The following is a 21,333-nucleotide window of genomic DNA, read 5'->3' as shown; positions in this document are numbered from 1 at the left end:
GTACCCAGACCCGGGGTCGAACCGGGATGGATTTTACTCCACTGGTGTTTGAGACCAGCGCGTCTACCGATTCCGCCATCTGGGCATTCCGTTGAATTGCGGTGCAAAGATAGACAAATCTTTTGAAATTACAAAGGATATGAATAAAAAAGTGAAAAAAAAATTGTCTAACACTATTTAGAAGCGTATCGAGTGGTTTATTCAAAATAATCTGCTATCTTAGCATAAACTTTTAAAGCCACCCTGATTATCATGAACAACAACTACTATTGTATCATTATGGCCGGAGGAATGGGAAGACGGTTTTGGCCGTACAGCAGGAAAAATCTGCCCAAACAATTCTTGGATTTCTTCGGAACAGGCCAAACTTTATTGCAACAGACATTCGACCGTTACAAACAAATCATTCCACCGACAAACATTTACATTACAACACACAAAGATTACAAGCAGCTGGTGTGCGAATTACTTCCGGAGCTTCCAGAAGAACAGTTGATTGTAGAAGAAGAAAGGCGCAACACAGCCCCTTCCATTGCATACGCTTCGCACATCATCCAGCAAGTTAACCCGAACGCGACTATCGTGGTAGCACCTTCGGACCATCTTATTCTGAAGTTTGAAGAATTTAAAGAAGCCATCTTGAAAGGATTGGACTTTGCATCGAAGAACGATATTCTGGTAACATTGGGCATCAAACCCAATCGTCCGGATACAGGATACGGTTATATCCAGATAGATGAAGAGAAAGAAGGAGATTTCTATAAAGTAAAGACTTTCATCGAAAAACCTGCACGGGAGTTTGCCGAAATATTCATCCAAAGTGACGAGTTTTATTGGAACTCCGGCATTTTCGTATGGCACGTCAATACGATTCTGAAAGCTTTCCATGAAATCATGGCAGAAATATGTCCGCGCGTTGAATGTGACAAACCAGACTTTACCTCCTGCCCCAACATTTCCATTGATTACAGCATTATGGAAAAAGCCAACAACGTATACGTACAACTATGTGACTTCGGCTGGGCAGATTTAGGTACATGGGAATCTTTGTATGATGCATCTCCCAAAGACACCCACCAGAATGTCATCATTCATAGTAACACCTTATTATATAATTGCAAGGACAACATTATTTCCATACCAGAAGGGCAATTGGCCGTTATTCAAGGTCTGGAAGGTTATTTGGTTGCCGCAAGCGACAATGCATTGCTCATTTGCAAGAAAGATGACCAAGATGCCATGCGCAAATTTATCAACGATGTAGAAATGAAATTCGGGGAGAAATACTCCTGAATTCCACTCACCACAGATTACACAGACTATAAAAAGGAATTATCCTACCATGTGTGTGTAATCTGTGATGGGCAAAAAAGCATCAATACTCGAAAGTAATGCCAATAGTGGGAAGCAAGGTTCCACTTTCCTGTTTGATGTACTTCATCACATAACGCTGTTCGGCCAGTGAAGCAGAAGGATTTTCTATTTCCCCGGTGCTCATCAAGACATCGGGCTGGCGCAATTTGCTTGCTGTAATGTTCTGAATATCGAGATAAATACCAAACATGCATTTTTTCCAATAAAACATCTTGTCGACCCGAACATCCAATTGGCCAAAAGCAGGAAGACGCCCTGTATTATACCGGCTGTAATCATAATACGCCTTGCCTTGTGCATTCCAAGCCGTTACTAACGATGATTTCTCCACATCATAAGGTGTATAAGGCGACCCTCCTATACAACATACTTTCATACCCACGCTCCATTGTTTAGGGAAACTATATGTCCCGCTAACATTGAATATAAACCGATTATCCCATGCCGAAGGCACATAAGTATCTTGATTGTTTTTACGGAACTCGCTTTTAAATACAGTGAGCGAAGAAGACAAGTTCAAACGCTGGACAAGCAACCATTTAAACATCACCTCTACACCATACGAACGTCCTTCAGCATCTGAAACAAGAGTCTCATTTCCAATAACCCCGTAATCATTTCCCTTACACGACAAAGGGATACCATCGGCTACAGACAATGGCATGTTCTTATACAATTTATAAAATCCTTCTGCCGACACTTCCATCGTCTCATTCGGATGCCAAGTCAGTCCGGCACTGGTCTGCGATACCGAAGTATAATCCAAATGACGATTTGCATATCGGCCATACTCATCCTTGAAGCCCAATGCTGTATATTGCGGGAGCTGGTAATACAGTCCCGTATGCCCGCTTAAAAACAAGCCCTCTGCCAGTCTCCATGATACAGACAAGCGTGGAGACAGCTGCCGGTCCAGTTTCTTCATCTTATCACTATAATTATTGGCATCGGCACGCACACCCAACGAAGCCGTAAAACGCTCGTCGGGAGCCGTATAGTCCATAGAAGCATATACTCCCCAACGGAATATCCCCAAATCGGTACGATAATCGTACAAATGTGCAGCATCGGTAAAAACCTGTTGATAGGTCGTATTAGTATATTGCAAATAACTCAGCTCTACTCCGGCGTTCAGCTTCCACACATTCCATCGTGACGTGTTTTCCAACCGGAACCGGGTTTCCTGCTCTACCGAGCGCAAACGTAACATCAGATTATCTTCACTGCTCTCATCATTGTCCCGGTATTTTAAATTTCGGTTGTTCAGGTAGCTATGGCTCAAAGTCACCGACTGAACGTGGGGACCGGCATAATGCCGATACACCCCTCCTACGGTATAAGTCTCCTGCTCTATCTTAGGCAAATAGCTCAAGAGATATTCGGCATCCTCCCCATTGATGTCCAAGTTCAACCTCATCCGGTCTATACCGCCCAAGCCTAAGACTGTAAGTTCATTATGAGCATCGAACCGGGTTTTCAACTTGAAAGAAGCATCTGTATATGCCGGAAGAAAAGGTAAGCCCAATAGTTTGAACAACATCTGTAAATACGACTGGCGCACCGACACTACATACGAAGTCTTGTCGCCCCAATGCCCGTTAGAAGTCAGTGAAACTTCCGAAGCTCCCAACGTTGCCTTTACAGAATTATGCTCCATATCCCCATCACGCAAACGAAAATCAAGCACCGAACTCAAGGCATTTCCCCGATTTGCCGGAAAAGCGCCACTATAAAACTTTACATTCCGTATCAGATCCGCATCAATCAAACCCACAGGGCCACCCGATGCCCCTTGCGTACTGAAATGATTGATATTGGGTATTTCTATCCCATCCAAAAAGAAACGGTTTTCCGAAGGGCCTCCTCCACGTACAATCAAGTCATTACGGTACCCAACAGGCGAAAACGCTACTCCCGGATAATTCTGTACCACACGTGATATGTCACGGTTGGCGCCAGGAGCCTTTTCTATTTCCTGCATACCGATTACCCGCAAGCTGACCGGACTCTCAGCCACCCGTTGAAAAGGGGAAGCCGTAATGGTCACCTCGGAAAGCTGTGCACCTTCTTTTTCCATCTCGATCCAGATATGAGGTGTACGATGATTTACCCGATATTCAGCTGTTACGATTGTCTTATACCCTAACATGGAAGCCTGAAGGGAATAAATACCCGGCGGCACTTCTCCGATAATAAAATGTCCGTCGGCATCGGTTGCTGCACCGACACCCACGCCCATAACCAGCACATTGACAAACTCCAACGGCTCACGTGTATCCCGGTCTATTACAGTTCCTTCAATCCTATACCTTGGCGATTGTGCGAAAATCATGCACCCAAGTGCTGCCAACAGGATACTGATATAAATCCTTTTTATCATAAAAGAAAAAATCTATCAACACAAAAAAGCCATCCTTCAGGGGATGGCTTTTTATGCTATATTATATAAGTAGGAGGGGGATTTTATCAAGCATTGCCTTCCCAGGCTTCATGTATAGCAGCGGCTATCTTCTTAAATTCCTCATCGCTCAGCTGCAACTTCGGATTAGAGAACAACATGTCTTTTTCACTTTGCATCGGAATCAGATGAATATGTGCATGAGGTACTTCCAACCCCAATACAGCTTCGCCGACCTTACGGCAAGGAAAGACTTTCTGGATGGCCAATGCCACATGCTTGGCAAATACATGCATCGCCGCCAGCTCTTCGTCTTCCAAATCAAAGATGTAATCTACTTCCCGTTTCGGGACAACCAATGTATGTCCCTTTACCATCGGGTTAATGTCGAGGAAAGCATAAAAGCGGTCATCTTCTGCCACTTTATAGCTGGGGATTTCTCCCGCAATGATTTTACTGAATATTGTTGCCATACCTTTATATATAATAAAAGTAAGGCAAACCTGCGCGCTTACGCAAGCCTGCCTTACCGTTAAAATGAAATTCCTGTTACTTCCAGACTGATTTTCCCCTGTGGAATGGTTATTTCAGCCACATCACCCACTTTCTTGCCCAGCAAGCCTTGTGCAATCGGCGTATTGACCGAAATCTTCCCCTGCTTCAGGTTGGCTTCTGTTTCCGACACGATAGTGTATGCCATTTTCATACCTGTCTTGACATTCTTCAGTTCCACACGGCTCAGAATCTGCACAGTATCCGCCTTCAGTTTCGATGTGTCAATGATTTTAGCATCGCCGATAGTAGCCTTCAACTGATTGATTTTCATTTCCAGCATAGCCTGAGCCTCTTTTGCTGCATCATATTCAGCATTTTCCGACAAGTCTCCTTTATCACGTGCCTCGGCAATAGCCGCCACCACTTTAGGGCGTTCCACTGCTTCCAGATGTTTCAATTCGGCCACCAGTTTCTGATAACCTTCTTCTGACATATAAGCCATAATGTTTTCCTCCTTTAATTTTTCGTTTATATTCTTACTTATAAAACAAAAAAGAATTCCGATACATAATTACGTATCGGAACCCTTCCTATGTTGATTTGCGACAAAGGTAAATCTTTTTATAATACCAGTCAAGTGTTGGAGCACTGTATTTTCACATGCTTTGCAACATGTTATAATAATTTCTTAATCTCCGCGTCCAAATCAGTATCAGCTCCTATCCTCAAACTCAACTCGTTGCTCCGGTTGACCAGGAAACTTGCCGGCAACTGGGATACTCCATACAGACGAAGAAACGTTGAATACGGACCTTGAGGGTCACGCACGCAAATCCATGGCAAATTATCTGCTGCTGTTTTCCAGAAATGCTCATCAGTATCCAGCGAAATCTGATAAATCTCCAGCCCTTGCTCCTTATACTTATTATATACTTCGCGCAACAATAAATTACGTGCACCCGACTCGGATGCTCCATACACCGTGAAGTCGATTAGCACCACTTTGCCTTTCAGGTCGGTCAAGTGATGCAGGTTCCCATTCTCATCACGCAAGGGAATGTCAATAATCGAGGTTTCCTCCACCTTGTCCATCGGAATCTCCAAGGGTTTCACTTGCGGCGCACGTGTATTCTTCATCCCTTTTATTACCATGTTATACAGGTTGCGCGAACGGTCGGCATGAGGATACATATTGTTCATGCTCGTAGCTACCGCCGCAAAGCATTTTACATCCTCCTTACTGGTAAGCGGATCGAAAATCATATACCCGTTCAATTCCTGGAACAAAGCGAAATAAGCGTATGACTTGTTAGGGCCGGCAAAAATATACTTGTGCTTCACCGTATCCTTATAGGCCGTCACAATCTTCTGTATACTGTCTTGGGCTATGCCGATGGGCAGTCCCGACCGCGCCACGCGGTTGACACGCTCCTGCAAGCCAGCCTGAAGCAATACCAGCTCCTTTATCTTGGTATTGTTTTCCGAACCTTCTATCTCATATCCTGTAGCAAAATTGCCCAAACCGGCATGCACTTTCACCGCTTCGGTAGAATCAACGGCAAAATTAATCACCTTGTTATCAATGCGCAAACGATAGTAATCAGGAGCATCCGGACGAGCAACGGAGAAGCTGAACCCTCCTTCTTCATCCAGTTTGATAGAATCAAGCGGAACGATGCGTTCCAGTCCGGTCTGTTCCAAATACAACATTTTGTCGGCCGCGTCGGTTATTTCACCTTCAACGGTAAAAGCAGGCTCGTTGTTGCAGGCGGTAATGCCTGCCAACAACAGAGCTGCGGCGATATAAGCATTTCTTTTCATTCTAAAAACCTGTTTTACTTCGGAGTGCAAAGATACGGCTTTTCATGGTTTCACAAAGCTTTTCGAAAAAGTTCTTGTACGAAAAAAAGAACTTTAACGCACGAAAGGCTTAAAAGCCTGCTTCCTGATGCTTTACGGTACCGGAGAGGGGCAACCACTTGCGGCGGCACGCGCAACCGCCTGCATCGGGCTGAGCATGTATATCCGGAGGGAAAGGCATAAAATAGCATAAAAACAGGCGAAGTGTAAAAGTTTTGCCTCATCTTCACCCAATTACTGCAAGATTATTCGTATCTTTGCGCGATTTATAGTCGAAAATTATATTAAAACATTATTTATGATCAATCCTATTGTTAAGACGATCGAGCTTCCTGATGGCAGAACCATCACGCTCGAAACGGGAAAGCTGGCAAAACAGGCAGATGGTGCTGTTACGCTGCGCATGGGTAACACCGTGTTGTTGGCTACTGTTTGTGCAGCAAAAGATGCAGTTCCCGGTACAGATTTCATGCCGCTTCAGGTAGAGTACAAAGAAAAATATTCTGCGTTCGGACGTTTTCCTGGCGGTTTCACTAAACGCGAAGGCAAGGCATCAGACTATGAAATCCTTACCTGCCGCCTTGTAGACCGCGCCTTGCGTCCGTTGTTCCCCGACAACTTCCATGCCGAAGTTTACGTGAACATCATTCTGTTCTCTGCCGACGGCGTCGATATGCCTGATGCATTGGCTGGACTTGCCGCATCGGCTGCGCTTGCCGTATCGGATATCCCGTTCGGCGGACCAATCTCGGAAGTACGTGTAGCACGTATCAACGGCAAGTTCGTTATCGACCCGACTTTCGAGCAACTGGAGCAGGCAGATATGGACCTGATGGTAGCCGCTACGTACGAGAACATCATGATGGTGGAAGGTGAAATGAACGAAGTAAGCGAACAAGACTTGCTGGAAGCCCTGAAAGCCGCACACGAAGCCATCAAAGTACATTGCAAGGCACAGATGGAACTGATGGAAGAAGTCGGTTCTACCGTAAAACGCGAATATTGCCACGAAGAAAACGACGAAGACCTGCGCAAGGCGGTTCACGAAGCTTGTTACGCCAAGGCATACGCCATCGCCGAATCGGGCAACAAAAACAAACATGAACGCGAGGCAGCCTTTACAGCAATCTGCGATGAATTCAAGGCCCAGTTCAGCGAAGAGGAACTGGAAGAAAAGGGTCCGATGATTGACCGCTATTATCACGATGTGGAAAAAGAAGCGATGCGCCGTTGCATCCTCGATGAAGGCAAACGTCTGGACGGACGTAAGACGACCGACATCCGCCCCATCTGGTGCGAAGTAAGCCCACTTCCCTACCCACATGGCTCATCTATCTTTACACGCGGAGAAACCCAGTCACTCAGTACTGTCACATTGGGTACAAAAGCTGACGAGAAAATCGTCGATGATGTACTCGACCAGCACAAAGAACGCTTCCTGCTACACTATAACTTCCCGCCTTTCTCTACAGGCGAAGCCAAAGCACAACGCGGTGTAGGCCGTCGTGAAATCGGACACGGACACTTGGCATGGCGTGCACTGAAAGGGCAGATTCCTGCCGACTATCCTTATTGTGTCCGCGTAGTTTCCGACATCCTCGAATCAAACGGTTCTTCTTCTATGGCTACAGTATGTGCCGGAACACTTGCCCTGATGGATGCAGGTGTACCTATCAAGAATCCGGTATCAGGTATTGCAATGGGATTGATCAAGAACGCCGGAGAAGACAAATACGCCATCCTGTCAGACATCTTAGGAGATGAGGACCATCTGGGTGACATGGACTTCAAGGTAACCGGTACGAAAAACGGTATCACTGCTACCCAAATGGATATCAAGTGCGACGGACTGACCTACGACATTTTGGAAAAAGCATTGTTGCAAGCCAAAGAGGGCCGCGAATACATCTTAGGCAAACTGACCGAATGCATTGCCGAACCTCGTCCGGAACTGAAACCGAACGCACCGCGCATCGAAACCATGACGATTCCGAAAGAATTCATCGGAGCGGTAATCGGCCCGGGCGGAAAGATCATCCAAGGTATGCAGGAAGAGACAGGTGCCACTATCAGCATCGAAGAAACAGATGGCGTAGGACGCATCGAAATTGCCGGCTTGAACAAGAAATCCATCGATGATGCCGTACGCATGATTAAGAGCATCGTTGCCATCCCCGAAATAGGTGAGGTATACACAGGAAAGGTACGTTCCATCATGCCTTATGGAGCATTTGTCGAATTCCTTCCGGGAAAAGACGGTTTGCTGCACATCTCGGAAATCAGCTGGAAACGTTTGGAAACCATCGAAGAATCCGGACTGAAAGAAGGTGATGAAATTGAAGTAAAACTGCTGGATATCGACCCGAAAACCGGCAAGTTCAAATTGTCACACAAGGTATTGATGCCAAAACCAGAAGGAATGGCTGAAGAAAAGCCCAATCATCCGAAACGAGAGCACAAACCCCAGCCTCGTAAAGAAAAATAAGTGAATACATTTTTTTCATAATAATGATAATCTCCCTCTTTCTTGGGCTTTTCCCTTGAGAGAGGGAGATTTTTCATAAAAGCATCCAGATACCCAATTTCTTACCACGCGTTCAAATGTATCCGCTCTTCTGTATCGATGTTTTTTTGCTTGGGCAAGGCATCGGCAAACATCGCCATTTTGTCTTTATCGCCCGATTCGTCCACCTCTGCAACCAGCTTCTTGAATGCTGCCATGTTCTTTGCCAACGGAGCAATGACCTTGGCTATATTCTCCTGTCCACGCACCACGACAAACTCGAATTGCCGTAAATGGTCGTTGGCCGGTGCCTTGAACGCCGCACTAATAATTCGCTTTAAAGCCTCATCACTTACTTCACGGCCGGAAAAGTCGCGGATGATAGCCCCATCCGCTGTAAGATTATTAATCTTCAGGCTGCAAGATTATTAATCTTACAAGCGGAAGATTAATAATCTTACACCAGACGAAGATAATAACACATACAGTTTAGTAATGCACGGCGAACGGAACGGGTACAGCATACAGGAACGATGACATCAGCTAAATGCACAAATCCATACCGCTCCATAATATGTATCGCCCCTGTTACATCTACTATGTTAAATGTTACATAAACTATCAGAAACCGTACATCTTATGTTGTACGACATAATTCGTGCTAATCGGCATTTGGGATTTTTTGATAATACTATTATATTTGCGACATCATCTAAACAAATCTACTTATGAAAAAACGTTCCATCCTTTCCCTACTTGCCGGAGTCCTTTTATCTACAGCTCTGGCACAACCTACTCCACACTGGCAGCAACAAGGTTCTGCCAAACAACTGATTGTCGATAATTGTCCCTACCTTATTTTAGGAGGGGAATTGGGAAACTCGTCCGCATCTTCACCGTATGACATCGACCGCATCTTTCCCAAGCTGAAACGCACCGGGCTGAATACGGTACTGGTGCCTGCTTACTGGGACTTGATAGAGCCCGAAGAGGGGGCATTCGATTTCTCTTTGATAGACCATACCATCCACCAAGCCCGTGCAAACGGTCTACGGCTTGTTTTCCTATGGTTCGGTGCATGGAAAAACTCCATGAGTTGCTATGCCCCGCTATGGTTCAAGCAAGACTACAAGAAGTATCCGCGCGTACGGACCCAGACGGGTAAGCCGCTGGAGATAGCCAGTCCTTTCTCGGACAATGTATTCCAGGCGGACAGCAAGGCTTTCAAAGCGTTCATGCGGCATCTTTCCGAAACCGACGGTGACAAGCATACCGTCATCATGGTGCAGGTAGAAAATGAAATCGGTATGCTGGAAAGTGCGCGCGATCATTCGGAAGAAGCCAACCGCCTGTTCGAAGCCCCCGTGCCCGAAGCATTGCTAACATATCTGAAACAAAACAAGAAAACGCTCCACCCGTGGCTGGCAGAAAAATGGCAAAAAGCGGGAGGAAAGACCGAAGGAAACTGGCAGAAGGTGTTCGGCACCGACCTGTATACCGATGAAATCTTTATGGCATGGCATTATGCCTCTTATGTGGAACGTATGATTCAGTGCGGACGGGAAGCGTACAACTTGCCTATGTATGTCAATGCCGCCATGAATAGTCGCGGGCGCAAACCCGGTGAATATCCGTCGGCAGGACCGCTGGCTCATCTCATCGATATCTGGCATTGTGCCGCTCCGGGCATTGACCTGCTGGCTCCCGACCTCTACGACAAAGGGTTTACCGGCTGGACCGCACAATATAAGCTGCACAACAACCCGCTTTTTATACCTGAAATCCGTCTGGAGCCTAATGATGGTGTGCGTGCCTTTTATGTATTCGGCGAGCACGACGGCATCGGTTTCAGCCCGTTCTCCATAGAAGACGCGCCCGACCGTCCCAGTTACCAGTTGACCCAAAGCTACCTCAAGCTGAAAGAACTGATGCCTCTCATCACCCGTTACCAGGGGCAGGGAGCCATGAAAGGCTTACTTTTCGACCAAACCGAGAAAGAACGCACCCTTGCATGGGATAACACATTATTAATATGTAAGCACTTCTTTACCTTGCCGTGGGATTCACGTGCCACCGATGGAAGTGTATGGCCGGAAGGAGGAGGACTGGTCATCCGGATGGCTGAAGACGAATACCTGATAGCCGGAAGCGGCATCGTGGTCGAATTTAAAAGCAAAGAAGAAGCCGCTTTGAGCACGGCGCAAGCCAAGTTAGGCGAAGACGGATTCGTATTGGAAGGCGAGGGCCGTCAAGCGTCTGCCGCCCGGTGGAAGAATGAAAAACGCATCGGCATCGGCTCGGTAGACGAAGTCAGCGTAAACGAAGACGGGAGCCTGAACTTCATCCGGCGCTATAATGGCGATCAAGATCACCAAGGACGGCACGCACGCATCGGAGTGGACAACTTCCAAATCCTGCATGTGAAGCTATACGAATACCGGTAAAAAAACACAGGGAATGATAAGGAATGACAACACAAGGCAGTTTCTTCAGAAGTATAATAGCACTAAAACTGTAGTTTTAGTGCATTAAAACCAAAGTTTCAGTATATTAAAACTGTCTGAAACTATTATTGGCTCCGGTTGGGCATCCGGTTGCATCGGTTTCCGTAGCCCCGAAACCAGGAAAGCCGGCCTGCAAGCATTACGCTACGCAGGCCGGCTTTCGGCTTTTCTAACCTCTAAAGGAATTTACTCCTCTACCGGTTGGAAATCTTCTTTTCCTACTCCACAAACCGGGCAAACCCAATCTTCGGGCAGGTCTTCGAATGCTGTGCCCGGAGCGATGCCGTTATCGGGATCACCTTTAGCGGGATCGTATTCCCAATCACATACGGTGCAAATGTACTTTTTCATACGTCCAATTGTTTTAAGTTAGCTATAATGTTCTTTTATATGATGGAACAAATATAGGGAAGATTTGTTTATCACCGTTCTTTTAATAACATATTTTTTAATTCTTCCATTCCTTCCGAAGCTCCCTTGCGGATAACATGCACCTTCCTGCCCGAAACAATGGTGACTTCTTTCGGGTCGATAAGGTACACCGGTACACGAGACGGCACATAATTGAGCAGTCCTGCCGCAGGATAGACATTGAGCGAAGTGCCGATAATGACGAATATATCGGCTTGCTCGGCGTATCCGATGGCGGTTTCTATCATCGGCACCGCCTCGCCGAACCACACGATGAACGGACGGAGCTGGGAGCCGTCGGCGGCCAGGTCGCCCATCTTCACTTCCCATTCTTCGGGTTTCAACTCTTTGATGTATGCCGGATTGTTCGGGTCCCGGCTCGATGTAACCTTGGTCAGTTCCCCATGCAGATGAATGACATGGTGGCTTCCTGCCCGTTCGTGCAAGTTGTCGACGTTCTGTGTAATGACCGTCACGTCGAAGTCCTTTTCCAATTCGGCTATCAGCTCATGCCCGCGGTTGGGCTTCACGCGTTGTAGTTCCTTACGCCGCGCGTTATAGAAATCTATTACCAACTTCGGGTTCGCCCGATAGCCTTCGGGTGTAGCCACTTGTTCTACGGGATACTGCTCCCACAACCCTCCAGAGTCGCGGAAAGTACTGATTCCGCTCTCGGCACTCATGCCTGCTCCTGTCAATATAACCAACTTTTTCATACGCAAGTTCCTCCTTCATACGATTAACCATACAAAAATAAGAAAATTTAATCGCTTACAGAAGCTCTTATTCAAATAAAAAAGATACCTTTGCGCCGACTAAAGAAAAACAATATCTTTTAACTCAAAGACTTTATGGATAAATTCAGTTACGCCATTGGCTTAGGCATAGGTCAGAACTTGTGGAGTATGGGCGCCCGCAGCATCGACGTAAACGACTTTGCGCAAGCAATCAAAGATGTATTGGAAGGAAACAAAACGGCTATCACGCATAACGAAGCCCGCGAAATAGTGAATAAGTATTTTGCAGAACTGGAAGAGAAAATGAACGCGGAAAACATCGCGAAAGGAAAAGCGTTCCTCGAAGAAAACAAGAAAAAACCGAACATCGTGACCCTTCCCAGCGGCCTGCAATACGAAGTAATCAAGGAAGGCAATGGCAAAAAGCCAAAAGCCACCGACCGCGTACGGTGCCACTATGAAGGCACTTTGATAGACGGAACATTGTTCGACAGTTCCATCAAGCGGGGCGAACCTGCCGTATTCGGCGTGAACCAAGTGATAAAAGGTTGGGTGGAAGCACTGCAACTGATGTCGGAAGGTGCAAAATGGAAACTCTACATCCCGTCCGACCTTGCTTACGGCGCACAAGGTGCAGGCGAGATGATTCCTCCGCACAGCACGCTCATCTTCGAAGTGGAGCTGATTGAAGTATTATAATTAACGGCACACAGGCGACAAAAGCAGACGTGCACAGTTTTAATTATTTATCTGTGTCCATCAGAAGAAGGAAATATACGTTACCTGTGTGTGTTACGACAGTGCTTAAACTGCTGAACAAGAATTATCAACAACAAATATAAAAACATCAAGCAAATGAAAAAGACTCCTTTTTTAATGGCATTGGCTATCGCTGGAGGCATGGCATCGTGCGCACAAGGACCGAAAGCCAACATGAAAACCGAAGTGGACACCCTCTCATACATGATGGGTGTAAGCAACACACAAGGACTGCAAGACTATGCACTTGGCCGCATGGGGATTGATTCGGCCTATTATGATGATTTCATCCGCGGTATCGAACAAGGCATAAAGACAACGGAAGATAAAGAAAGAGCTTACCTGATGGGTATGCAAATCGGACAACAAGTCAGCGGTCAGATGTTCGATGCCATCAACGGCCAAATTTTTGAAGGTGACTCTGCACAAAGCCTGACGAAAGAAAACTTCCTTGCCGGATTCATCGCTGCAGTGAAAGAACAATCTCTCTTCTCTGCCGACTCTGCCAGCCTGTACGTACGTACTCGCGTAGATGCCATCAAAGAAAAGGCACTTGCCGAGAAATATGCCGACTACAAGAAACAGAACGAAGACTTCCTTGCCACCAACAAGACCAAGGAAGGTGTGAAAGTTACTCCGAGCGGCTTACAATATAAGGTTGTGAAAGAAGGTAACGGCAAAGTACCCGAAAAGACATCGAGAGTGAAAGTACACTACAAAGGCACGTTAATCGACGGTACAGAATTCGATTCGTCTTACAAACGCAAAGAACCGACCAGCTTCCGTGCAGACCAAGTCATCAAAGGATGGACCGAAGCGCTGACCATGATGCCGGTAGGTTCGAAGTGGATTCTCTACATCCCGCAAGAATTGGGCTATGGCTCACGCAACACGGGTAAAATCAAACCCTTCTCTACACTGATTTTTGAAGTAGAACTGGTTGACATTGAAGAGCCTGCTGCCAAGAAGAAATAAAGCAGCCCTCTGTTTTTCACCACAGATTACACAGATTTTTTCATTCATTATATAATCGGTGTAATCTGTGGTATTTTATTTCACTCAGTCTTCATCCCGATAAGCATGTGGTGTCTTTCCAGTCATCCGACGGAAAAACTTGCAGAAGAACGAAGCATTGGGAAAATTCAAGTCATCAGCTATTTGATATACCAGTTTGTCGGTATGGCGCAGTTGTAATTTGGCTTCCTGTACCACCGCAGCATTGACCCAGTCCATCACCGTCCGCCCACTGACCTGCTTGATAAGCGTACTCAGGTAACGTGGACTCAAATACAGTTCATCGGCGTAAAAAGTGATGTTCCGCTCATGTACGGCATATCTGTTAACAAGTTTCAAGAACCGGTTGAATATTTCTTCCTGCCGGGTATGCTCCTGACGCGCCACCGCAGCATCGCGATGATAAAATACTTCTATCTGACGAAACAAAGCAGAAATGAGGCTTCGGACAGTGTCACGCGGAAAAGGTTCGTCGTGCAACACTTCCCAAATCAGGTCCAAAAACACTTCCAGCCGCTTTCGTTCCTTCTCATCCAAATCGACAGCAAAAAAAAGTCCACCTTGCAGATAAGCATGCAACAAAGGCTCTTTTTGCCAACCTTCCATAAAGTCATCAGTAAAGGCCAGCATGGTCACATCCATATTCGCAGGCATTTCCTCAAACTCAAGCACAGCTCCTGGCGAAGACACAATCAGCTGCCCGCCTGAAACCGTCACTTCACGCAAATTAATACGAGCCCGGATATATCCCGACTGGATATAAACAATCCGTCCTTCTGTCAGGCGATAGGGTCTTCCCGGTATCAGAATTGACTCCGCAATCTCGTCCATCCCCTCTACCGAACGCACAAAACCCAGTTCGGGAGTGATGAAACGACTCGCATTACACCGTGTAAAAGGAAAATCGTGTATCTGTTGCAAAGCAAGCAAAAAAAAGTCTTTCTGTTCCATATCCTAAATTTTAAGATAAACCAATGTTCTCTACCTCCTGCAAAGATAATAATTCACAGCAAAAACAGGAGATAGCCAGTACAAAATCAAACAAATAGAACATTTGAAACAAGTAATGGAACTTCTGAATATGAACAGAACAATCTATATTTGCAAAAAGAACCTTAAAAAACGACATGCTTATGATACGAACCTGTTTATTGATGCTGGTGGGATGCTTCTGCCTTTCCTCTTTCGGACAGGTGACCCTGGACGAGTGCCGGGCTGCCGCACAACAAAACTATCCGCTGGCAAGGCAATACGACCTGCTCCGCCTGTCAGAACAATACACACTTGACAATGCAACCCGCGGCAACCTGCCCCAAGTCAGCCTCAGTGGAAAAGTATCCTACCAAAGCGAAGCCACCACTTTCCCGTTCGACATCCCCGGCATCGGCATGAAGGGATTGCCCAAAGACCAATATCAAATACAGTTGGAAGTAACACAAAACATCTGGGACGGAGGCAACATCCGAGCCAGAAAGGAACAAGTCAAAACCGAAACCGAAGAAAGCAGGAGGCAATTGAACGTCACGATGTACGCCCTGAATGAACAGGTAAACCAAGTATTCTTCGGCATCCTGCTGATAGACGAACAACTGGAACAGAACCACCTGCTTGAAGAAGACCTGCAACGCAACCTGAAAAACATACGTGCTTATCGTGACAACGGCATAGCCAACGATGCCGATGTAGATGCCGTGCAGGTAGAAATCCTCAACACTCGTCAGCAACGGACACAGCTCACCGCCAACCGCACCGCCTACCTGCGCATGCTTTCGCTGCTCACCGGCAAGCCTTTGGACGAACAAACCCAGCTGATACGCCCTGTCTCCCCCGATGACAAGACTGCTTTCCGTATCGCCCGGCCGGAGCTGGACCTGTATAATGCACAAGTACAAAGCCTCGAAGTGGAACGTCACAACCTGCAAGCAGGCTATATGCCCCGCATCGGACTCTTCGCACAAGGCGCATACGGCAATCCTGGACTGGACTTTCTGAAAGACCAATTCCGGGCATATTACATCGTAGGAGCACGTCTCACGTGGAACTTCGGTAACTTGTATACCCTGAAAAACGACAAACGGAAGCTGGATACCCGCCGCTTGCAGATAGAAAGCAACCGCGACCTGTTCCTCTTCAATACCCGACTGCAACTGGCTGAACAAGACGGCATCCTGCTTGCACTCCAGAAACAGATGAAAGACGATGACGAAATCATCCGCTTGCGCAGCAACATCCGGCAATCTGCTGAAGCCAAAGTAGCCAACGGCACGCTAAGCGTGACTGAAATGTTACGCGAAGTAACCGCTGAAAGCCTTGCCCGACAAGCCAAAGCGTTACACGAAATCCAACTGCTGATGCACCAATACCAGCAACAGCACCTTACCAACAACCAACCGACCATAAACCCATAACCTCAAACGTATGAAAACTTATTCTTTATTTTTTGCCTCACTGACAAGCATACTGCTGGCATCCTGCCATCCGGACATCGACTTCGATGCGACAGGCACCTTTGAAGCCACTGAGATTATCGTGTCTGCCGAAAGCAACGGCAAACTGTTCCGTCTGGATGCAGAAGAAGGTGTCCGGCTGAAACAAGGAGAAGAAGTAGGGCTGACCGACACTGTCCAGCTCTATCTGAAAAAACTGCAACTTCAGGCAAATATGAAGTCGGTAGACAACCAGCGACCCGACATCCGCAAACAGATAGCTGCCCTGCAAGAACAACTTGCCACAGCACAACGCGAACGGGCACGCGTAGAGAACCTGTTAAAAGCAAATGCAGCCAACCGCAAGCAACTGGACGACTGGGAATCGCAGATAGCCGTATTGGAAAGCCAACTCGAAGCCCAACGCTCTACCTTATATAATAGTACAGCCAGTTTGAACGAACAGAGTTCTTCAGTCGCCATCCAAATGGCGCAGATAGAAGACCAACTGCAGAAATGTCACATTGTGGCTCCTATCAACGGTACCGTCCTTGCCAAATATGCCGAACCAGGCGAACTGGCATCGGTAGGAAAGCCACTGTTCAAAATTGCCGATACCGAACACATCTTCCTGCGCGCTTACATCACATCTACACAACTTGCATCGGTCCGTATTGGAATGGAAGCAAAAGTATATGCCGATTTCGGCGACGACAACCTGAAAACTTATGCCGGTATCGTGAGCTGGATAGCCGACGAGGCAGAGTTCACCCCCAAAACTATCCTGACCGATGATGAACGTGCCAATCAGGTATATGCCGTAAAGATAGCTGTCCGCAATGACGGTATCATCAAACTGGGCATGTATGGCAAAGTAAAATTCCAAACCGATGAAAGTGATTGAAGTCAAAGGCATCAGCAAATACTACGGAAAGACAAAAGCCCTCCACGAAGTGTCTTTTGAGATAGGACAAGGTGAACTGTTCGGACTGATTGGTCCCGACGGTTCAGGGAAAAGCACGTTATTCCGCATCCTGACTACACTTCTGAATGCGGATACAGGCACAGCATCGGTGATGGGTTACGATGTACGAAAAGAATATAAAGAGATACGGAAGCGTATAGGATATATGCCTGGACGTTTCTCCTTGTATCAAGACCTGACGGTAGAAGAAAACCTGGATTTCTTCGCCACCGTTTTCCAGACTACCGTAAAAGCCCATTACGGACAAATAAAAGACATTTACGAACAAATAGCTCCCTTCGCCAACCGACGGGCAGGAGCCCTTTCGGGAGGAATGAAACAAAAACTCGCTCTCTGCTGTGCATTGGTGCATTCACCGGAAATACTTTTCCTGGACGAACCGACAACAGGAGTCGACCCCGTATCACGTAAAGAATTCTGGCAGATACTGGCTAAGCTCCGTGCGCAAGGGATGACCATCGTGGTCTCGACTCCCTTTATGGACGAAGCCAGACGTTGTAACCGGATTGCCTTTTTACAAGAAGGAAATGTACGGGGCATCGATACCCCAGCAGTCATTCTCGACCGTTTCCGCAACATCTTATGCCCGCCCGGCCTGCAACGCGATATAGATAATACCGAAACCGGAACCATCATCCGCGTCAACGGACTAGTAAAACAGTTCGGCAATTTTACGGCAGTCGACCACATCTCGTTTGAAGTGAAAAGCGGAGAGATATTCGGCTTCCTAGGAGCCAACGGAGCCGGCAAGACCACTGCCATGCGCATCCTTTGCGGACTGAGCCTGCCTACCGGAGGAAATGCTGAAGTTATGGGCTTCGACGTATACACGCAGAGCGAAGAAATCAAACGGCGCATCGGATATATGAGCCAGAAATTCTCACTCTACGAAGACTTGAACGTATGGGAAAACGTGCGTCTCTTTGCCGGAATCTACGGTGTACCCGACAAGGAAATACCGCCTCGCGCCGAGGAGATGCTTCATCGCATTGGACTGTATGAAAGTCGCCACACCTTGGTACGCGAGCTTCCCTTGGGTTGGAAACAACGACTGGCATTCTCTGTAGCTATTTTCCATCGCCCCCAGCTGGTATTCCTTGACGAACCTACCGGAGGCGTAGACCCTGCCACTCGCCGCCAGTTCTGGGAACTAATTTACCAGGCTGCACACCAAGGCATCACGGTATTCGTCACCACACACTATATGGACGAAGCAGAATATTGCGACCGCATCTCGATGATGGTAGACGGACGCATCCGAGCACTCGACACACCGGCAAAATTAAAAGAGATGTTCAATGCCAAGGATATGGATGAAGTGTTCCGACTCCTGGCACGCGAAGCGAAACGAAACGGGAACTGACAGCTCATCATAGAGGAACCGAAGCACACAGAGACTTTAATTTTTCCTCTATGGTAAAAAAAGAAACATACGACTATGAAACAATTTATCGCCTTTATCCGGAAAGAGTTCTGTCACATCCTGCGCGACCGGCGCACGATGCTGATACTGATAGGAATGCCCATCGTACAGATTATCCTTTTCGGCTTTGCTATCTCTACCGAAGTACGCAATGTAGAGACCGCCGTACTGATGCCTTCTAGCGATGCAGAAGTGCAACGTATAGTCGAGCGGCTGGATGCCAGCGAATACTTCCATGTAAAATACATCGTACATTCGCCCGATGAAATAGACCGGTTGTTTAAACGGAACCGGATAGAACTGGCAGTAGTTTTCCCTTCCGACCTGAATCGCTTGCGTATGGATGCAGAAGATATCCAGCTAATAGCCGATGCCACGGATCCCAACCTTGCCGTCACACGGAGCACGTATGCCAATGGAATCCTGCATACCGCCCTAAATGCCATCAAACGGACCGGAACAAAAGCAGATGCTTCCCCCAGCCTCATCGTATCGGGCAAGCTGCTCTATAATCCACAAATGAAAAGTGCCTACAACTTCGTACCAGGCGTAATGGGGCTTATCCTGATGCTGATATGTGCGATGATGACCTCCATTTCCATTGTACGCGAAAAAGAAACCGGAACGATGGAAGTCTTGCTTGTCTCTCCCGTCAATCCGTTGTTTGTCATCCTCTCGAAAGCAGTACCCTATTTCGTCTTGTCCCTTATCAACCTGACCACCATTCTGCTGCTCTCGGTATTTGTACTCCAGGTTCCCATTGCAGGCAATCTGTTCAGCCTGCTGAGTGTATCCCTGCTGTTCATCTTCGTCTCGCTGGCATTAGGATTGCTCGTGTCGTGCCTTGTCCGGACACAGGTAGCAGCCATGCTTGTATCAGGCATGGTGATGCTGATTCCCACCATCATCCTGTCGGGCATCATCTTTCCCATCGAAAGTATGCCGGGTATTCTGCAAGCCCTCTCCTGTCTCATTCCGGCACGCTGGTACGTCGACCTGGTACGAAAACTCATGATAGAAGGTGTACCCCTTGCCTACGTCTGGCACGAAGTAACCGTCCTGCTGGTAATGGCCATCGCCCTGATAGGCATCACTGCCCGCAAATTCAAGAACCGTTTAGAATGAAAGCCTATGACACTACGCTACCTGATAGAAAAAGAGTTCAAGCAACTGGCACGCAACAGTTTCCTGCCACGTCTCATTCTGCTTTTCCCATGCATGATGATGCTGATTATACCATGGGCTGCCACCCTGGAAATAGAAGACCTGCGCATTGTGATTATCGACAACGACCATAGCCCTTCTTCCGAACGTCTGGTACACCGAATCGAAGCATCACCTTATTTTAAGCTGACCGGACTGCCCGACACGTATCGTGACGGACTGGAAGCCATCGAGAAAGACCGTGCCGACATGCTGTTGGAAATACCTCGTGGTTTTGAAAAAGAACAAGTGAACGGCAGACCTGCCTCAGCACTGGTTGCCGTCAATGCCGTCAACGGGACTAAAGGTGGATTGGGCAGTTCGTATTTAAACCAGATTCTTGCACCTGCCGGAAACACTTCCATACGCTACCTGTTCAATCCACACCTTGAATACAAGAATTACATGGTTCCGGCACTGATGACCATGTTGCTCGTACTGCTCTGCGGATTTCTTCCGGCACTGAACGTTGTAGGCGAAAAAGAAGCCGGTACCATCGAGCAAATCAATGTCACTCCCGTAAGCCGATTCACTTTCATACTCAGTAAGTTATTACCCTATTGGCTTATCGGATTCATCGTTCTCAACCTTTGTATGTTGTTGGCATGGCTGGTATACGGACTTACTCCTTCGGGGAATATCTTTTGCATCTACATTGCCACCATCGTATTTACCTTCGTGGTGTCTGGTTTAGGACTGGTCATTTCCAATTATTCAGCCACCATGCAACAAGCCATGTTTGTCATGTGGTTCTGTATGCTGATATTCATTCTGATGAGCGGATTGTTTACCCCCATCAGCAGCATGCCCCAGTGGGCACAATGCATCACCTACGCCAATCCATTGCGTTATTTTATGGAAATCATGCGCATGGTGTACCTGAAAGGAAGCAGTCTCACCGATATTCTGCCGCAGCTGGGTACACTTGCCATTTTTGCCACTGTGCTTTATCTGTGGGCCATTGTAAGTTATAAAAAGCAACAATAACCCCGAAATCAGAAACACAGAGCGGAAACAAACGCAAAAGAATCCTGATAGAATATTAATATGAATGTCCTTTAGCCGACAAGGAGTCCTCATTTTATTGGAAGATTTAAGACAGGCTCTTAACCTGAACAAAATTAAACAAGCCCTAAGAAGCTGTTTTGAATTTCTCCAAAAAGTTTTTCTTGGCTTGATGTATCTGTTTTCGTGTGTGCTTTGGGCGATTTTTTGGTCCTTTTCGCTCCTGTTCTTCGTCA

17 protein-coding genes, 1 tRNA gene and 1 pseudogene are annotated in these 21,333 nt (G+C 47.0%); 10 read left to right on the top strand and 9 right to left on the bottom strand.

The genetic code is table 11. From position 1 onward, the window contains the following. Position 1 precedes the first annotated feature (1 nt). A tRNA-Leu gene (locus tag B5F78_RS11560) sits at positions 2–85 on the bottom strand. A 164-nt stretch (positions 86–249) separates the two neighbouring features. Here B5F78_RS11560 and B5F78_RS11555 point away from each other — a divergent pair. Further along, positions 250–1,293 (top strand): mannose-1-phosphate guanylyltransferase, encoded by a 1,044-nt coding sequence (locus B5F78_RS11555; protein ID WP_087210028.1) that lies wholly within the window; start codon positions 250–252, stop codon positions 1,291–1,293. Positions 1,294–1,375: 82 nt separating this feature from the next. On the opposite strand, the gene B5F78_RS11550 is transcribed toward B5F78_RS11555, so the two are convergent. From B5F78_RS11550 to B5F78_RS11535, 4 genes are all read right to left on the bottom strand, one after another. Further along, positions 1,376–3,706, bottom strand: coding sequence for a TonB-dependent receptor (locus tag B5F78_RS11550; protein WP_239473458.1), 2,331 nt, complete (start codon positions 3,704–3,706; stop codon positions 1,376–1,378). Positions 3,707–3,840: 134 nt separating this feature from the next. Then, positions 3,841–4,245 carry an HIT family protein gene (locus B5F78_RS11545; RefSeq protein WP_022039827.1) on the bottom strand — a complete coding sequence of 135 codons (405 nt, stop codon included), beginning with the start codon at positions 4,243–4,245 and terminating at the stop codon, positions 3,841–3,843. Positions 4,246–4,304: 59 nt separating this feature from the next. Continuing rightward, positions 4,305–4,769, bottom strand: a complete 465-nt coding sequence (gene greA / locus B5F78_RS11540; protein WP_022039826.1) for a transcription elongation factor GreA — start codon at positions 4,767–4,769, stop codon at positions 4,305–4,307. Positions 4,770–4,942: 173 nt separating this feature from the next. Continuing rightward, the gene (locus B5F78_RS11535) at positions 4,943–6,088 is read right to left on the bottom strand and encodes a TlpA disulfide reductase family protein (RefSeq protein WP_087250441.1); all 1,146 of its coding nucleotides are present in this window, start codon (positions 6,086–6,088) and stop codon (positions 4,943–4,945) included. A gap of 337 nt (positions 6,089–6,425) precedes the next feature. On the opposite strand from B5F78_RS11535, the gene pnp reads away from it, so the two are divergent. Continuing rightward, positions 6,426–8,612 carry a polyribonucleotide nucleotidyltransferase gene (gene pnp / locus B5F78_RS11530; RefSeq protein ID WP_022039824.1) on the top strand — a complete coding sequence of 729 codons (2,187 nt, stop codon included), beginning with the start codon at positions 6,426–6,428 and terminating at the stop codon, positions 8,610–8,612. A 137-nt stretch (positions 8,613–8,749) separates the two neighbouring features. Here the strand turns inward: pnp and B5F78_RS11525 are convergent. After that, positions 8,750–9,046: pseudogene (locus B5F78_RS11525) on the bottom strand (nitroreductase family protein); the annotation flags it as partial. Positions 9,047–9,358: 312 nt separating this feature from the next. On the opposite strand from B5F78_RS11525, the gene B5F78_RS11520 reads away from it, so the two are divergent. Continuing rightward, positions 9,359–11,074: a GH35 family beta-galactosidase gene (locus B5F78_RS11520; protein ID WP_087406760.1), complete on the top strand. Its 1,716-nt coding sequence runs from the start codon at positions 9,359–9,361 to the stop codon at positions 11,072–11,074. A 246-nt stretch (positions 11,075–11,320) separates the two neighbouring features. Here the strand turns inward: B5F78_RS11520 and rd are convergent, their stop codons facing one another. Further along, complete coding sequence (gene rd / locus B5F78_RS11515; protein WP_022038835.1) at positions 11,321–11,485, bottom strand: rubredoxin; 165 nt, start codon at positions 11,483–11,485, stop codon at positions 11,321–11,323. A gap of 71 nt (positions 11,486–11,556) precedes the next feature. Further along, on the bottom strand, positions 11,557–12,261 hold the full coding sequence (locus B5F78_RS11510) for an SIR2 family NAD-dependent protein deacylase (protein ID WP_022038836.1): 705 nt from the start codon (positions 12,259–12,261) through the stop codon (positions 11,557–11,559). 135 nt (positions 12,262–12,396) lie between these two features. On the opposite strand from B5F78_RS11510, the gene B5F78_RS11505 reads away from it, so the two are divergent. After that, positions 12,397–12,981, top strand: a complete 585-nt coding sequence (locus B5F78_RS11505; RefSeq protein WP_087406759.1) for an FKBP-type peptidyl-prolyl cis-trans isomerase — start codon at positions 12,397–12,399, stop codon at positions 12,979–12,981. A 156-nt stretch (positions 12,982–13,137) separates the two neighbouring features. Then, on the top strand, positions 13,138–14,016 hold the full coding sequence (locus tag B5F78_RS11500; RefSeq protein WP_022038838.1) for an FKBP-type peptidyl-prolyl cis-trans isomerase: 879 nt from the start codon (positions 13,138–13,140) through the stop codon (positions 14,014–14,016). Between the two features lie 84 nt (positions 14,017–14,100). On the opposite strand, the gene B5F78_RS11495 is transcribed toward B5F78_RS11500, so the two are convergent. Beyond that, positions 14,101–15,006, bottom strand: a complete 906-nt coding sequence (locus B5F78_RS11495) for a helix-turn-helix transcriptional regulator (RefSeq protein ID WP_022038839.1) — start codon at positions 15,004–15,006, stop codon at positions 14,101–14,103. Between the two features lie 182 nt (positions 15,007–15,188). Between B5F78_RS11495 and B5F78_RS11490 the strand changes: the two genes are divergently transcribed. The 5 genes from B5F78_RS11490 to B5F78_RS11470 all read left to right on the top strand — a co-directional run bounded on the left by B5F78_RS11490 (position 15,189) and on the right by B5F78_RS11470 (position 21,079). Beyond that, complete coding sequence (locus B5F78_RS11490; protein ID WP_239413997.1) at positions 15,189–16,463, top strand: TolC family protein; 1,275 nt, start codon at positions 15,189–15,191, stop codon at positions 16,461–16,463. Between the two features lie 10 nt (positions 16,464–16,473). Next, entirely contained in the window at positions 16,474–17,385 is a 912-nt protein-coding gene (locus tag B5F78_RS11485; RefSeq protein WP_022038841.1) for an HlyD family secretion protein, read from the top strand. Next, entirely contained in the window at positions 17,372–18,829 is a 1,458-nt protein-coding gene (locus tag B5F78_RS11480; protein WP_087406758.1) for an ATP-binding cassette domain-containing protein, read from the top strand. The genes B5F78_RS11485 and B5F78_RS11480 overlap by 14 nt, the downstream gene beginning before the upstream one ends. A 75-nt stretch (positions 18,830–18,904) precedes the next feature. After that, positions 18,905–20,014: an ABC transporter permease gene (locus B5F78_RS11475; protein WP_087406757.1), complete on the top strand. Its 1,110-nt coding sequence runs from the start codon at positions 18,905–18,907 to the stop codon at positions 20,012–20,014. 6 nt (positions 20,015–20,020) lie between these two features. Next, on the top strand, positions 20,021–21,079 hold the full coding sequence (locus tag B5F78_RS11470) for an ABC transporter permease (RefSeq protein WP_022038844.1): 1,059 nt from the start codon (positions 20,021–20,023) through the stop codon (positions 21,077–21,079). Positions 21,080–21,333: the final 254 nt, after the last annotated feature.

The organism is Bacteroides sp. An279, assembly GCF_002159615.1.
GTDB lineage: Bacteria > Bacteroidota > Bacteroidia > Bacteroidales > Bacteroidaceae > Phocaeicola > Phocaeicola intestinalis.
This window is presented reverse-complemented; position numbering and strand designations above follow the sequence as displayed.

What these genes read in the sequence shown, in the direction of transcription:
- B5F78_RS11550 (WP_239473458.1), bottom strand. Translation starts at nt 3,706, where the DNA reads ATGATTTTCGCACAATCGCCAAGGTATAGGATTGAAGGAACTGTAATA.
- B5F78_RS11545 (WP_022039827.1), bottom strand. Translation starts at nt 4,245, where the DNA reads ATGGCAACAATATTCAGTAAAATCATTGCGGGAGAAATCCCCAGCTAT.
- greA (WP_022039826.1), bottom strand. Translation starts at nt 4,769, where the DNA reads ATGGCTTATATGTCAGAAGAAGGTTATCAGAAACTGGTGGCCGAATTG.
- B5F78_RS11535 (WP_087250441.1), bottom strand. Translation starts at nt 6,088, where the DNA reads ATGAAAAGAAATGCTTATATCGCCGCAGCTCTGTTGTTGGCAGGCATT.
- pnp (WP_022039824.1), top strand. Translation starts at nt 6,426, where the DNA reads ATGATCAATCCTATTGTTAAGACGATCGAGCTTCCTGATGGCAGAACC.
- B5F78_RS11520 (WP_087406760.1), top strand. Translation starts at nt 9,359, where the DNA reads ATGAAAAAACGTTCCATCCTTTCCCTACTTGCCGGAGTCCTTTTATCT.
- rd (WP_022038835.1), bottom strand. Translation starts at nt 11,485, where the DNA reads ATGAAAAAGTACATTTGCACCGTATGTGATTGGGAATACGATCCCGCT.
- B5F78_RS11510 (WP_022038836.1), bottom strand. Translation starts at nt 12,261, where the DNA reads ATGAAAAAGTTGGTTATATTGACAGGAGCAGGCATGAGTGCCGAGAGC.
- B5F78_RS11505 (WP_087406759.1), top strand. Translation starts at nt 12,397, where the DNA reads ATGGATAAATTCAGTTACGCCATTGGCTTAGGCATAGGTCAGAACTTG.
- B5F78_RS11500 (WP_022038838.1), top strand. Translation starts at nt 13,138, where the DNA reads ATGAAAAAGACTCCTTTTTTAATGGCATTGGCTATCGCTGGAGGCATG.
- B5F78_RS11495 (WP_022038839.1), bottom strand. Translation starts at nt 15,006, where the DNA reads ATGGAACAGAAAGACTTTTTTTTGCTTGCTTTGCAACAGATACACGAT.
- B5F78_RS11490 (WP_239413997.1), top strand. Translation starts at nt 15,189, where the DNA reads ATGATACGAACCTGTTTATTGATGCTGGTGGGATGCTTCTGCCTTTCC.
- B5F78_RS11485 (WP_022038841.1), top strand. Translation starts at nt 16,474, where the DNA reads ATGAAAACTTATTCTTTATTTTTTGCCTCACTGACAAGCATACTGCTG.
- B5F78_RS11480 (WP_087406758.1), top strand. Translation starts at nt 17,372, where the DNA reads ATGAAAGTGATTGAAGTCAAAGGCATCAGCAAATACTACGGAAAGACA.
- B5F78_RS11475 (WP_087406757.1), top strand. Translation starts at nt 18,905, where the DNA reads ATGAAACAATTTATCGCCTTTATCCGGAAAGAGTTCTGTCACATCCTG.
- B5F78_RS11470 (WP_022038844.1), top strand. Translation starts at nt 20,021, where the DNA reads ATGACACTACGCTACCTGATAGAAAAAGAGTTCAAGCAACTGGCACGC.